Origin of the sequence: Serratia aquatilis, assembly GCF_044865145.1 — a bacterium.
GTDB classification, from domain to species: domain Bacteria; phylum Pseudomonadota; class Gammaproteobacteria; order Enterobacterales; family Enterobacteriaceae; genus Chania; species Chania aquatilis.
In genome coordinates, this window is the sequence record NZ_CP173186.1 from 2957004 (window position 1) to 2971278 (window position 14275).

Genomic DNA, 14275 nt, shown 5'->3' on the forward strand with positions numbered 1-14275 from the left:
TGTCACTCACTGAACAGGGTGCTGCGCGGTACCTCAGTCAACATCATTCCAGCCCGTAATCCGACAGCGACATTGGGATTAGGAAATAATATCCACTCATTTTCATGCTTCACGCGGTAGCTTTCGCCCGGTTGCTCACACAATAAAGTGCCCTGCGGCAGAGCGGTAAAATTGGCGGTATCGTCGCTTAAATAGAGTTTGAATGCTTCACTGCGTTTAATCAGCGACTGTTCCACGCGGAATACTCTCATTGGCTCTTGCTGGCGTGGCGGTAAAGGTAGAGCACTGACCAATGCCTGCAAGGCACGATTAATACCGGCAAATTGCTGCAGATCGTTATGACCAAACGGACGTGCTTTCCCTAATTCCAGCGTGCAACTGGCCGCATGCGCTTGTTCGCTGGAAAAATGGCTGAACGTTCCCCCAGGTGCCCGATGTATTACCATCGCATCCAACTCTGCGGCATCTAACAGTGCCAGCATGTCAGCACTGTATGGCTCCGGCTGGCAGGGTAAAATACCAAAGCGCGGCAAGTAAGATTCACGGATCGCCGTATGCAAATCAAGATGAAAACGTGTCGCACGTTCCCCGGCAAAGAAGTTGCAGATAACCTGCTCCAAGCGTTGAGCGCGTGCCGTCTCGTCGCTAGGAGAGAACTGGCTGTAGCGCCCACCAAACATCCGGTTCATATCGCTCGCCAGATAGCGTTTATCTGCACGCATCGCGGGCGGATTACCCAGCACCACCAGCAAGCGTACCGCCAGGGGGCGCACCCCAGTGAATATTTCAATAACCAGTCGGTTGAGCAGTTCGATTGGGGCAGTTTCATTACCATGGATACCGGCAGACAACACCACCGCTTGCCGATAACCGGACTGTGGGCTGAGCTCCAGCACCCCCTCCTCCAGCCACTGCCAGTGTAACGTCGCGTTTTCCCCGTGGCTTTTGTCAGGCGTGTGCCCCGCCAGCGTCAGTGCCAATAAATCCATCATGGTCGCTCCCGGTTACTGTTGGAACGGGTAAACGCTACCCAGCCCAAGTATTGATGTCAGTGCATCTAATGCCTCCCGCCCTTCCCGCAATAATTGCGGATCGGCCAGATCGTTCTGCGTCAGGTGGTCGCGATAATAGCGATCAACCCACTCATTCAAAGTGGTAAACAGGGCATCGTTCATCATTACGCGTGGATTTACCCCCTGCAACTCGCGCTCGTTCATCGCCACGCGCAGGCGCAGACAGGCGGGGCCGCCGCCATTACGCATACTTTCGCGCAAATCGAATACCTTGATCTCATCAATCGGGCCTGCATTTCCGACCATTTCAGTCAGGTACTGCCAAACGCCTTGATGCTGACGAGACTCCTCCGGCACCACAATCATCATTTTGCCATTCGCTTTGGTCAGGATCTGGCTGTTGAATAGATAGGTTGCAACCGCATCGGCGACGCTTACGCGGGAAGTCGGTACTTCGATAGCCACCAGATCGGTTTCCACGAGCGCCATCTTACGGCGGAGCTGTTCCAGCCCCTGTTGTTGCTGCAAGAACGCCTGCTGATGATGGAATAGCACCTGCTGATTGCTGACGGCTATCACGTCATTATGAAACACCCCTTGGTCGATCACCGCCGGGTTTTGTTGCAGAAATACCGTGTGCTGTTCGCTCAATTGATGCAGCCGCGCGATAGCCTCACTGGCCTCTCGTGTCTGACGCGCCGGATAGCGCGTGGGTTCGGTTTCCCCGCCAAGCCCCTGCTTGCCATAAACAAAAACCTGTACGCCGCGCTTGGCATAATCACCGCCCAAACGATTATGGTTGGCCGCACCCTCATCGCCAAATAGTGCCACCTGCGGTAAAGCATCGTGATGAATGAAATACCGTTGGTCAGCAAAAATGGCACGCAGCACGGCGGAGGTCGTTTCCGCCTCTATCGCCCGATGGAATTTGTTATTCAGATTGGCAGCGGTGAAATGCACTTTGCCATCGGCGCTATCTGCCGAAGGCGAGACCGTCGCCGCATTGGCGGTCCACATTGCGGAAGCCGAACTGAGAGCCGAAAGCAGGTTGGGCGAGGTACGCATAGCCTGCGCTAATATGTGTTCGTCGGTACCGCTGAAACCCAACTTACGCAGCATAGGGATATGAGGGCGCTCTTGCGGTGGCAAGACTCCCTGCTTAAAACCCATATCCGCCAGCGTTTTCATTTTAAGCAAACCTTGCTTAGCGGCCAGTTTCGGGTTCGATACGCTATTACGATGCTGGGTTGAAGCCTCATTACCAAACGACAGCCCCGCATAGTGGTGGGTCAGGCCGACCAGACCATCGAAATTAACTTCATATCCAGGCATGTTTCTCTCCTGTGGGCCGGGGTTACCCACCCTATATTTACTATTTATTGAACGACAAACCTGGAGACAGGCTGGCTGGCATGGTCAAACTGGCGCTCTCCAGCGAAGCCATGGGCCACGCACAGTAATCTGCCGCATAGTACGCGCTTGGACGATGGTTGCCCGACGCTCCTACGCCACCAAAAGGTGCGGCGCTGGATGCTCCGGTCAACGGCTTGTTCCAGTTGACAATCCCGGCCCGCGCTTCCACCAGCAGTTGCTCGAATTGCTCACGTTGCGGTGAAACCAGGCCAATAGACAGCCCATAACGGGTATTGTTGGCAATGCGTACAGCCTGTTCAAAATTATCGTAACGGATCACCGTCGTCAGTGGGCCAAAATACTCTTCGTCGGGCACGCCAGCCACATCGGTAACATCGATGATCCCCGGGCTTAATAAGGCGCTGCCGCTCTCCAACTGCCGCATGGTCAATAGGGCTTTGCCCCCTAACGTCAACAGGTGCTGTTGGGCTATCAGCATTTTTTCCGCCGCCGCTGATGAAATCACCCCGCCCATAAACGGCTGTGGTTCCGCATCCCAGCGGCCAACATGCAAAGCAGCCGTAACCTCAACCAGACGAGCAATAAACGCATCGCCTGCTTGCCCACGCTTTACCAGGATACGGCGGGCGCAGGTACAGCGTTGGCCCGCAGAGATAAAGGCGGATTGGATCGCCAGATTCACCACTGCGTCGCAGTCTTCGATCTGTTCAACGATCAGCGCATTGTTGCCGCCCATTTCCAGCGCCAGGATCTTTTCCGGCTGCCCCGCCAACTGACGATGCAGCTGGTAACCGGTACCCGCGCTGCCGGTGAACAGTAACCCGTCGATGTCGGCACTTGCCGCCAGCGCTTCACCGGTTTCACGCCCACCTTGTATCAGATTGATCACCCCATTGGGTAACCCCGCCTGTAGCCAAAGCTTCAGCGTGGCTTCTGCCGTTAGCGGTGTCAGCTCACTGGGTTTGAACACCACGGTATTGCCTGCCAATAGGGCTGGAACAATATGGCCATTCGGTAAATGACCAGGGAAATTGTACGGGCCAAACACCGCCAGCACGCCATGTGGCCGGTGGCGTAACACTGATGCACCGTCGGCCATGGCCGTTTCTGTCACCCCAGTGCGCGCCTGATAGGCCTGCAACGAGATGCCTACCTTGCCAATCATCGCCTGCACCTCGGTCAAGGTTTCCCAACGTGGCTTGCTGGTTTCACGGCTGATGGTCTCGGCCAGCGACTGTTTATTTTCTTCCAGCAAAGTGGCAAAGCGTTTAACCAACTGTTCGCGTTGCTCAAACGGCGCCCGCGCCCAAGCACCAAAAGCCGCGCGCGCAGCTTGGCAGGCAGCCGCAACATCGGCGATGTTGGCGGCGTTAGCTTGCCACAACGGTTGGTTATCTACCGGGTCGGTTTTACTGAACTCAGGCCCTTGGCCTTCACGCCAGATACCATTAATTAACAATGCGCGATGGGACATTACAGATTCTCCTGAGCCATAAGACTGATTACCCGCACCTGGCTGCCCTGTTCGACGCCCAGCGCCGCCGCCGTCTCTGTGTTGATACGCAGACGGTCATCATGCAGTTCAGCGTGTACCAGCAGTGCGCGATAGTTCTGATAATTGTCGTTAGCCACCAGATATGCCGGGGCTGCGTTGTTCACTGGTGCATCGTCCAATACCACTTTCACCAGTTTGCTGTGTTTTACCGCACGGATTTCATCAATCTCTGCTTCCAACGTCGGGCCGCCGTCGAAAATATCGACGTACCCCTGGTAGCGCAACCCTTCAGATTCCAGCAGTTTACGCGCAGGCGCCGTTTGCGGGTGAACTTCACCAATCACCTTCTGCGCATCGGGTGCAAGAAAATCGACATACAGCGGATGTTTCGGCATCAGTTCGGCAATAAATGCCTTCTGCCCGGTGCCGCTGAGATAATCCGCTTTGGCGAATTCGATTGAGAAAAAGTGGCGCCCGACACTTTCCCAGAAGGGCGAACTGCCATTCTCATCGGAGAATCCGCGCATTTCCGCAATTACTTTGCGCGAGAAATGGTTGCGGAAGGCGGCAATAAACAGGAAACGGACCTTCGACAATAGTTTGCCGTTTTCTCCATGACGGTAGTCTGGGTCGAGAAATAGCGTACAAAGCTCAGAATGGCCGGTATGATCGTTACTCAGAAACAACGTCGGTACCGATTTATACACCTGTAGCTGTTTTGACGCATGAACCTGCGTTCCAACACGGAAACTGTACCAAGGTTCAGTTAATCCGACGGCCACTTCAATCGCGCACACGCCAACCACCCGTTGGCGTTCTGTATCCTCCATGACAAACAGATAGCACTGATCGCTTTTCTGAAGTTCGCCTTGCCGGGTTTTTAACGCCCGCTCAATACGTGCCGACAATGTATCTTCATTCTGCGGCAAGGAAGTGAGGCCGACACCGGATTTACCGGCAAGCGTCAATAAATCAACTAAATCACGGCGCTCAATAGGGCGAATAATCATCATAATGCGAACCTCGCGAGTCATCGGCTGCACGCATGCAGCCGTCGCCTTAATTAGCTGCAGATGCGCGCCACAGCTCGCGCAAATCGTGCCAGCCCCTCTTTCACATCCTGCTCAGGGATGATCAGTGAAGGTGTAAAGCGCACTACATCCGGGCCAGCGATCAGAGCTATTACCCCTTCCTCGTTGGCAAGTTGGGTAATTTGCTTTGACTTGCCGGCATACTCCTTGTTCAGTACACAGCCGATTAACAAACCGCCACCACGGATCTCACTAAAGATCGGGTATTGCTGATTAATGCTGTTCAATCCATCGACAAACCACTGATGACGTTGCTTCACCCCTTCAAGCACCTGCGGTGTGTTGATTAACGAGAACACGGTGCCAGCTACCGCTGTCGCTAACGGATTGCCTCCGTATGTGGTGCCATGGGTACCGACACCCAAGGTTTTTGCCAGTTTGTCAGTAGTGATCATCGCGCCAATCGGGAAACCGCCCCCCAGCGCTTTGGCGGTTGTCAGCACATCTGGCACTACGCCATATTTCATGTAGGCATACAGGTATCCTGTGCGTCCCATACCGGTTTGCACCTCATCAAAGATCAGCAGTGCGCCGTGGCGATCGCAAAGCTCTCTCAGTCCCTGTAAAAAATGTGGGTCGGCAGGCAACACGCCGCCCTCACCTTGAATCGGCTCAACGATCACCGCACAGGTGCGATCGGTGATTGCTTCGGCCGCCGCAGCCAGATCGTTGAACGGTGTATGGAAGATCCCGCCGGGTAACGGGGCAAAATCCTGGGAATATTTGGGCTGGCCCCCGGCTGAAACCGTGAACAGCGTGCGCCCGTGAAAAGCGTTGTTGAAAGCGACAATCTGGTTCTTTTCACTGCCATGATTATCCAGCGCGTATTTACGCGCCAGTTTCAATGCGGCTTCGTTGGCTTCCGCACCCGAGTTGCAGAAAAATACCTTGTCGGCAAAGGTGGCATCGATCAGTTGCTTAGCCAGGCGCAATACTGGCTCATTGGTGTAACCATTGCCCAAGTGCCAGAGCTTGCCCGCCTGTTCGATCAGCGTCGATTTCACCTGCGGATGCGCATGCCCCAGAGCATTAACGGCGATCCCACCGGCAAAATCGATATAGGATTTACCCTGTTGATCCCAAACATGGGACCCTTCCCCTCGTACCAGAATAAAATCGGCAGGTGCGTACACCGGGATCATCCAGTCATCGAAAGACTGGCGGGTAACTGCGATTGGCTGTTCCATAGTGACCTCGTTGCATCAGCTAAGGCTGAATTTTGGTGGTTAAGACCGTCCCAGCCCCGCAAGCTTTAAACCGAGCAAAAAAACCGTCTTATCTGGCGTTCTCTATAACCGACGATAATTCGCCCTATCGCCACCCATTTAGATACAAATCTGTTACAGAAAATCGGTTTTTCGCTATTTATGCCGCATAAGGCGCCGCTGAACGGACGATAAGTATTAACAGATGATTAACATACATGCCGTTTGATAATTAGTGTAGAGCAGCTTGCGTGCCATAATGGGTTTTTGAGCGTTTTTTTCAATTTTTTACGTTAAAACAACAGCTTATAATGCATACTTATGCAATAAGTATGCATTGGTAATGAATGGCTGGAAAAATATGGCCTAATATCATCATCGGCGGCGAAATCCTATTCAATAGGATAATTCTTCTCATTCTCTGATCCGGCTCGCAAAAATAATCCGCCTTGATTCGACTCTGATGAACATTTCGCACCAAAACCGTGCGCTCCCTGCACCAATAATGAGCATCACTGTGGCAAAGCGCGGATTAGTTTAGCCAATGTCTTGATGGCCTCTTCGAGCCTGTCATTCCATTCAAACGAGGCATTCAGGCGGAAACAGTGGTTGAAATGGTTACCGGTGGTGAACATCCGCCCAGGGGCAATACTGATCCCCTTGGCAAGGGCATGGTGGTAGAGCTCCATCGATGACTGTGTGGCAGCCAGTTCCAGCCACAGAAAATACCCCCCATCCGGCTGGCTGACCTTAACCGTTGGCTGAAAGTGGTTAGCGATAGCCTGACGCATAACACTCTGACGCTGAGCCAATACACGCCGCAAGCGACGTAAATGAGTGTCGTATCCACCATGCAGTAGGTAATCGGCAATCGCCATTTGCATCGGCACACTGGTCGACACCGTACTCATCAATTGCAAACGTTGGATCTGTGGCGCATAGCGCCCTGCTGCCACCCACCCAACGCGGAAACCCGGTGCCAGAGATTTTGAAAAAGACGAGCAATGCAGGATCTGCCCACCGCTATCCAATGCTTTGGCTGGCAGTGGTCGTTCGGCACTGAAATAGAGCTCGCCATACACATCATCTTCAATTAACGAAACCTGCCGTTCACGCAGTATTGTCACCAACCGCTTTTTATTCGCTTCAGGCAGGCTCGCGCCCAGCGGGTTCTGGAAATGCGTCATCAGCCAACAGGCTTTAATCGGGTATTGTTCCAATGCCTGCTGTAAAGAATCGAGATCGATGCCATACTGAGGATGAGTAGCGATAGCCACTGCTTTCAAACGTAGACGCTCCAGTGTCTGTAGTGCGCCATAAAATGCTGGAGACTCGATCGCCACATAATCCCCCTGCTGCGTCACCGCCTGTAGGCTGAGACTCAGCGATTCCATCGCACCCGCAGTGATCACAATTTCATCCGGCCCGACCTGCATTCCGCTCAACGCGTAACGCTGAGCAATGTGGCGGCGTAAGGCATCATTTCCCGGCGGCAAGTTAGCGAGAGAACTGTGCGGAGTAAATTTACGCGCCACGCTGCTCAACGCTCTGGCAAGTTTTGGCTGCATAAACAAAGTCGCATCCGGAAAGGCCGAACCGAAAGGCACGATGGCAGGATCTTTACTCGCCTGCAGCACGTCGAAGATAAAAGCGTTGATATCCACCTGTTCACTCAACAGCAGATCCTCACCCCGCCTCGCCTGCGGTAATGCCTGCGGACGAGCGGCCACATAATAACCCGATTGGGGCCGCGCAACGATCCAGCCCTGGCTTTCCAGCAACTGGTATGACTGCACCACCGTCATCAAGCTTAAACCGGCTCTTTTACCACTCTCGCGTAGTGAAGGAAGTTTGTCTCCTGCACGCCACACCCGGTTTTGGATCTGTTCACGGATTTGCTGCGCAAGTTGTTCATATTTGGTCATGTTGGGCCAACTGTTATAGATAAAATGTTAATAACTGTCACTATTATAGTTACTGTACGCCGTGCTCTACTTAAGACCAAGCATTGAGTTGGAAAATTAACGCTATACTTGAGAGGTCGATTTATGAGCAAAACTTGGGAGGCGCTATGCTAGGCCTTAGCGCGTTAGAACTGGCGAGGATCCAATTCGCCTTCACCGTCTCTTTTCATATCATCTTCCCGGCTATTACCATTGGTCTTGCCAGCTATCTGGCGGTACTGGAGGGGCTATGGCTGAAAACGGGCAATAAAACTTACCGCGACCTGTACCACTTTTGGTCGAAGATTTTCGCTGTCAATTTCGGCATGGGTGTGGTTTCCGGCCTGGTGATGTCCTTTCAGTTTGGTACCAACTGGAGCTTTTTCTCCCAGTTTGCCGGCAGCATTACCGGACCGTTACTCGCCTATGAAGTGCTGACGGCATTTTTCCTGGAAGCGGGTTTCCTGGGCGTAATGCTTTTTGGCTGGAACCGTGTCGGACCTGGCCTGCATTTCTTCGCCACCTGCATGGTGGCTCTCGGGACGCTGGTTTCCACATTCTGGATCCTTTCCTCCAACAGTTGGATGCAAACACCTCAGGGGCACGAGATCATCGACGGTATTGCCGTCCCGGTGGATTGGCTAAAAGTGGTGTTCAATCCTTCATTCCCCTACCGCCTGTTGCACATGACTACCGCCGCGTTCTTGTCTTCAGCCTTCTTTATCGGTGCATCAGCGGCCTGGCACTTGCTACGTGGTCGAGATACTCAGGCAATGCGCAAAATGCTGTCGATGGCGATGTGGATGGCCCTGATTGTCGCCCCCATTCAGGCGATTATCGGTGACATGCACGGCCTGAATACACTCAAGTATCAGCCAGCTAAAATTGCCGCTATGGAAGGTCACTGGGAAAATAAACCCGGAGAGGCCACACCGCTGATCCTGTTCGGCTGGCCCGACATGCAGCGTGAAGAAACCCGTTTCAAAGTGGAGATCCCTAAGCTTGGCAGCCTGATCCTGACCCACAGCCTTACCGAACAGGTCCCAGCGCTGAAATCTTTCCCACCAGAAGATCGCCCTAACTCGACCATAGTGTTCTGGACATTCCGTATTATGGTGGCGCTGGGCATACTGATGATCATCGCAGGTTTTTGGAGCCTTTGGCTACGTTCGCGTGGCAGGCTTTATAACTCCAGGCCCTTCCTCCACTTCATTCTGTGGATGGGGCCATCGGGTATACTGGCGATACTGGCTGGGTGGTTTACCACTGAAATTGGCCGCCAACCTTGGGTGGTTTATGGGTTGCTGCGCACTAAAGATGCCGTTTCTGCCCATGGCGAACTGCAGATGAGCATCAGCCTGTTGGCATTTATCGTTATCTACAGCTCGGTGTTTGGTGTCGGTTTTTCCTACATGATGCGGCTTATCCGTAAAGGGCCACAAGAGCATGAGGGTGAAGAGAAAAGTGTCGAAGGACGCCCTTCACGGCCGCTTTCGGCGGTTAAAGAAGACCTGGACGACAGGAGCTGAATATGAATATCGATCTTCCACTGATCTGGTTTGTGATCATTGTGTTCAGCACCATGATGTATGTGGTAATGGATGGCTTTGATTTGGGTATTGGTATTCTCTTTCCATGGATAAAGGACAGCCGCGATCGTGATGTAATGATGAATACGGTCGCACCGGTATGGGATGGCAACGAAACCTGGCTGGTGCTCGGCGGCGCGTCTCTGTTTGGCGCATTCCCCTTGGCCTACTCAGTGATCCTCGATGCATTGGTGATCCCGCTCACCCTGATGCTGTTTGGGCTGATTTTTCGCGGCGTAGCGTTTGAGTTTCGTTTCAAGGCGAAGCCAGATAAACGCCATATCTGGGATAAAGCTTTCATCTGGGGGTCTATTTTCGCTACCTTCTGTCAGGGCATCGTAGTGGGAGCGATCCTCAACGGTTTCCCCGTTGAAGGCCGCACCTATGCAGGTGGCGCACTCGACTGGTTAACCCCGTTTGCCCTGTTTTGCGGATTAGGCTTGGTGGTAACCTATGCATTGCTAGGCAGCACCTGGCTGGTGATGAAAACCGAAGGCGAACTACAGGCAAGAATGTATCGTCTGACCGTCCCGCTGCTGATGATCTTGTTGCTGATCTTGCTAGTGGTCAGCATGTGGACCCCGATTGCTCACGAAAAAATTGCCACCCGCTGGTTTAGCCTACCAAATCTGTTTTGGCTGTTACCTGTACCGCTGTTAGTGTTACTTAGCGCTTGGGGGATCTGGCACGGTGTGCGTCACAAAGCCCATTACTCGCCGTTCCTGCTGACGTTGCTGCTGGTATTTCTTGGCCTGAGCGGCTTGGGGATCAGCATCTGGCCGCTATTGATACCACCAAGCATCACCTTGTGGCAGGCTGCTGCGCCGTCTCAAAGCCTGAGCTTTATGCTGGTAGGTGCAGTGTTCATTATTCCAATCATTCTGGTTTACACCTTCTGGAGCTACTACGTATTTCGCGGCAAGGTGAATCATGACGATGGGTATCACTGATGGTGGAAAAAACGATGAAAGATAAAACTGCGATCGCTCCCTGGTGGAAGCGTGTTGGTTGGTTGGTGATTATCTGGAGTGCCAGCGTTTTCGGGCTGTTTCTGTTCGCGTTGCTGTTCCGCCTGCTGATGGGAGCAGCCGGAATGAAATCGTCATAGCAACCCATCGGGACTTTTTACCGTTTCCCCATTTCCGCCAGAAAACGCTGTTGCATCGCCAACAGCGTTTTCATATCTAAGCAGCGGTAATCCAGACCATGCTGAGCAGCAACCTCAGCAATTATCTTTGCTAATGCCGGGTAGTGCCGATGGCTCCAATGGGGAAACAGATGATGTGTCAAATGCAGGTTTGCACCACCAAGCCAGTAGCCTAACCATGCAGGGGAAGCCAGCCAGTCAAAGGTGGTGGAAAACACGTGGTGATACCACCCGTGTACAACCCTTCTCTCTGCCGGGGCCTGATAAAATTTGGCCTTAGCCCAATGGGTACCGACAATCAGCATTACAAACACCAGAGACGATAACATCTGGCTGAACAGATAAGTCAGCAATATCGCGCCGAAACTGATCGAAGGGGGCAACAGCCAGACTGGGAGCACCAATGCTAAGGTGAAATGCATCAGTTTGCTCAGCAGAAAAAGCCCCCATCCCTTCACACCATGATGCATCATCTTGGGCGTCATACGCGTCTTGCCAGCCCGATCCAGCCAATCAAACAACCAAATGTAATAGGGGAAAGTCAGCGCGGCCACCAGCGGCCAGTAGTAGGATTGCCAACGCATAAAAGCCTTCCGCTGCTGAAACGGCGTTTGCCGCAATACTCCGTTGGGCTCGATATCCGGGTCGTACCCCTGAATATTATTGTAGGCATGATGAAAGATGACATGCCTGACACGCCAACAGTCGGCATCCAATCCTATCGGCATACTGACGAAAAAGTTTAACCAGTGGTTGAGACCTGCTCGCTTGAAGAAGGCATTATGTGAAGCATCATGCACCACGTTTACCGTCAGCATCATTGCGGAAAAAATAAAACCGCTATACCAAGCAAAATAGGCCCAAAGGCTGTGTTGCTGCAGACTGGCGGTATAACAAATGGCACACAACAAGATCAGCGCCAGGAGTTTGGCAATCATCCCCCGGTCGGCAAAACGGTGATCGTGACGTTCTGCCAGATAAGCCTGACTGGCGCGCATTAGCGCCTGATGAATGTCACTCTTCTCCTGCTTGAATGACAACGGCGGCAACGGCGTGGTATCAGGCATTTTCATTGCGGCTGCTGCCCCATAGCACGTAAAAACCGCTGCTGCTGGCTTAATAGTTCGCGATAACCGATACAGCGATAATCCATACCGTGACGCGCAGCCACTTCAGCCAATATGGCTGCCAGCGCTGGATAATGGCGATGATTCCAACCGGGAAACAGATGGTGGGTAAGGTGATAATTCAACCCGCCGGTGAAATGATGCAGCCACGTTGGTGACGTTTGCCAATCGCAAGCGGTAGCAAAGTTATGCCGATACCACCCCTGCGGCATCCGCCCTCCCTCCGGCACCGGGTAAAACTCGGCTTGCGCCCAGTGTGTTCCAAGCAATAAGAACACCACCAACAACGAGGCCAGCATTTGGCTAAACAGATAGGCAATCAGTACCGTTTGCCAACCAATACCGTGCTGATGGCACACTATCAACGGGATCGCCAGCACGACCAGCAAGTGAACCAGTTTACTGGCAATAAAAAGCACCCAGCCTCTACGCCCGGCGAGCACGCCATCGGCGGCAAGTGGTGTTTTACCCAATCGATCAGACCAATCAAAGATCAAAGCAATATAGGGCAGTGACAAGGCGGCAATCAGTGGCCAGTATAAGTGTTGATAACGCATGTGCGCCCGCCAACGCTGGAAAGGCGTCTGGCGAAAGAAACCGTTTTCTTCGGTGTCCAGATCGTAATGTTCAACGTTGGCATAAACGTGGTGGTAGTTGACATGCCGCGTGCGCCAGTAGTCAGGATCAACCCCCAGTGGGATCGTCACCAACCGCCTCGCCAGACGATTTATCCACGCCTTACGGGCGAAAGCATTGTGGGAAGCATCATGGTTGACGTTGACGTTAAGCAGCATCCCCATCATGACAAAAGTGAAATAGCACAGCAGAAATCCGGTCGGATGCTGTTGTTGCAGCGCGAGCAGGTAAAAACCGCTGCACAGTATCAGCAACACGATGGCTTTGCCCCAGCGGGTTGCATCGGCAAAACGGTGATCTTTGCGCCCTTTCAGGTAAGCGTGTGCCCGCCGTTTCAATTCACGATGGAATGCTTGCTCACCGTCTGCCAGGTAACGCAGTGGAGGTAACGGTTCAGCCATGCGACTCACCCTGCGGCATAGCGCATACGGTCCGCCCCCAACCGCCAGCCACGGCGCATCCATGCACTGCAATAGCGCCAGCCATCAACACCCAGTAAGGCTGATGCCAACCAAGCGCCACCAGCAGCAGTAAAGGAAAGGCTAACGCCACCAGTAACCAGACAGCCACCGCCCAGCCACGTCCTTCGGCAATACCACCCAATGCCACCGCCCCACTGGCCAGCAGCAAAAACAGTGCGGCCTGTTCGCCGGTCAGGCCGTTATAGCCGTAGCCGAAACGGTAAATGTAACCCAACACCATAGCAAACAGCAGCAACGTGCCGCTCACCATACAGCCTGCGTTGCTACGGAAACGAGCGGGACTGGCGGAAGGCCGAAACGGTAACTTGCAGTAGCGCAAAAAAGGCAGATTACTGGCCCAAAATGGGTTTATCGACGAGGTTTCGCCACGAACACCGTAGGCAAAGGGTTCTGCTGGCAGCGAGGGGCAAAAAGTTCCAAACAACTTGTCCCAGAAAATAAAGCTCCCACCAAAGTTACGGTTTGAGTAGGCAAGGTCATTAACGTGATGCACGCGATGATGTGACGGTGTCACAAATATTTTTTCAAGCAATCCCAGCTTAGGCATCAGCGCATTGTGGTTAAACAGCTGTATGCCGTAATGTAGGATGGACACGGTAACGAATACCGAGAGCGGCACACCAGCCAATGCCAGCAGCATAAAGAAGGGAATTGAGGTCAGCGACGAGTACCACGAATTGCGTACCCCCAAGGACAGGTTAAAGTGTTCCCCCTGATGATGCACCATGTGCACCGCCCACAGCAGGCGGAATCGATGATGCAACCGGTGCAACCAGTAAAATCCCAGGTCCCACACCAATAGTGCAAACAGCCAAACCAGTACTGATGGCCAATTATCCAGCCAGCCCAGGCTGTACTGCGACGCCACATAACCATAACAGGCGATTTCCAAGCCGCGAAACAGCCACAGCATGATATGGCCGGAGTTAAGGTTAAAGGTCACATCATGCCAATCAACACTGGCTCGTTGCCGCCGTTGCAGCAACAATGCTTCACCTATTACCACACACAGCATAAACACGATGGGTACCACAAGGTCCGTCATTGTCTGTCTCCCTAACAAATACTAGGCTGTGTCCCTTAATTGCACGTGAGCGCCGCTGGTGGTCATTTGCGCGCAGGGCAAGGCGTGAGCCGCGAGGTTTGGTGGACCAAATAAGCGGCGAACAACGC

Annotated in this window: 12 protein-coding genes; 3 read left to right on the forward strand and 9 right to left on the reverse strand. The window is 53.1% G+C overall.

Going from position 1 to position 14275, the window contains the following annotated elements; translation table 11 throughout:
- Positions 1-2: 2 nt before the first annotated feature.
- The 6 genes from astE to SAQUA_RS13380 form a co-directional block, all read right to left on the reverse strand.
- Positions 3-992, reverse strand: coding sequence for a succinylglutamate desuccinylase (astE, locus tag SAQUA_RS13355; RefSeq protein ID WP_380675675.1), 990 nt, complete (start codon positions 990-992; stop codon positions 3-5).
- Positions 993-1004: 12 nt separating this feature from the next.
- Positions 1005-2345: an N-succinylarginine dihydrolase gene (astB, locus tag SAQUA_RS13360; protein ID WP_380675677.1), complete on the reverse strand. Its 1341-nt coding sequence runs from the start codon at positions 2343-2345 to the stop codon at positions 1005-1007.
- Positions 2346-2385: 40 nt separating this feature from the next.
- Positions 2386-3861 carry a succinylglutamate-semialdehyde dehydrogenase gene (gene astD / locus SAQUA_RS13365; protein WP_380675679.1) on the reverse strand — a complete coding sequence of 492 codons (1476 nt, stop codon included), beginning with the start codon at positions 3859-3861 and terminating at the stop codon, positions 2386-2388.
- Complete coding sequence (gene astA / locus SAQUA_RS13370; protein ID WP_380675681.1) at positions 3861-4895, reverse strand: arginine N-succinyltransferase; 1035 nt, start codon at positions 4893-4895, stop codon at positions 3861-3863. The genes astD and astA overlap by 1 nt, the downstream gene beginning before the upstream one ends.
- A 50-nt stretch (positions 4896-4945) precedes the next feature.
- On the reverse strand, positions 4946-6160 hold the full coding sequence (locus tag SAQUA_RS13375; RefSeq protein WP_380675683.1) for an aspartate aminotransferase family protein: 1215 nt from the start codon (positions 6158-6160) through the stop codon (positions 4946-4948).
- 530 nt (positions 6161-6690) lie between these two features.
- Positions 6691-8103 (reverse strand): PLP-dependent aminotransferase family protein, encoded by a 1413-nt coding sequence (locus SAQUA_RS13380; protein ID WP_380675685.1) that lies wholly within the window; start codon positions 8101-8103, stop codon positions 6691-6693.
- 146 nt (positions 8104-8249) lie between these two features.
- Between SAQUA_RS13380 and SAQUA_RS13385 the strand changes: the two genes are divergently transcribed.
- The 3 genes from SAQUA_RS13385 to SAQUA_RS13395 are packed head-to-tail and all read left to right on the forward strand — an operon-like array spanning position 8250 to position 10818.
- Positions 8250-9650 carry a cytochrome ubiquinol oxidase subunit I gene (locus SAQUA_RS13385; protein WP_380675687.1) on the forward strand — a complete coding sequence of 467 codons (1401 nt, stop codon included), beginning with the start codon at positions 8250-8252 and terminating at the stop codon, positions 9648-9650.
- Positions 9651-9652: 2 nt separating this feature from the next.
- Positions 9653-10660: a cytochrome d ubiquinol oxidase subunit II gene (cydB, locus tag SAQUA_RS13390; RefSeq protein ID WP_380675689.1), complete on the forward strand. Its 1008-nt coding sequence runs from the start codon at positions 9653-9655 to the stop codon at positions 10658-10660.
- 14 nt (positions 10661-10674) lie between these two features.
- Positions 10675-10818 (forward strand): DUF2474 domain-containing protein, encoded by a 144-nt coding sequence (locus tag SAQUA_RS13395; RefSeq protein ID WP_380675691.1) that lies wholly within the window; start codon positions 10675-10677, stop codon positions 10816-10818.
- Positions 10819-10835: 17 nt separating this feature from the next.
- Here SAQUA_RS13395 and SAQUA_RS13400 read toward each other — a convergent pair whose 3' ends face one another.
- From SAQUA_RS13400 to SAQUA_RS13410, 3 genes are read right to left on the reverse strand one after another with little or no spacing between them, the layout of a single operon-like run.
- Positions 10836-11924 (reverse strand): fatty acid desaturase family protein, encoded by a 1089-nt coding sequence (locus SAQUA_RS13400; RefSeq protein WP_380676028.1) that lies wholly within the window; start codon positions 11922-11924, stop codon positions 10836-10838.
- A 2-nt stretch (positions 11925-11926) separates the two neighbouring features.
- Complete coding sequence (locus SAQUA_RS13405) at positions 11927-13021, reverse strand: fatty acid desaturase family protein (protein ID WP_380675693.1); 1095 nt, start codon at positions 13019-13021, stop codon at positions 11927-11929.
- Positions 13014-14147, reverse strand: coding sequence for a sterol desaturase family protein (locus SAQUA_RS13410; protein WP_380675695.1), 1134 nt, complete (start codon positions 14145-14147; stop codon positions 13014-13016). Before SAQUA_RS13410 ends, SAQUA_RS13405 begins: the two co-directional genes overlap by 8 nt.
- Positions 14148-14275 lie beyond the last annotated feature (128 nt).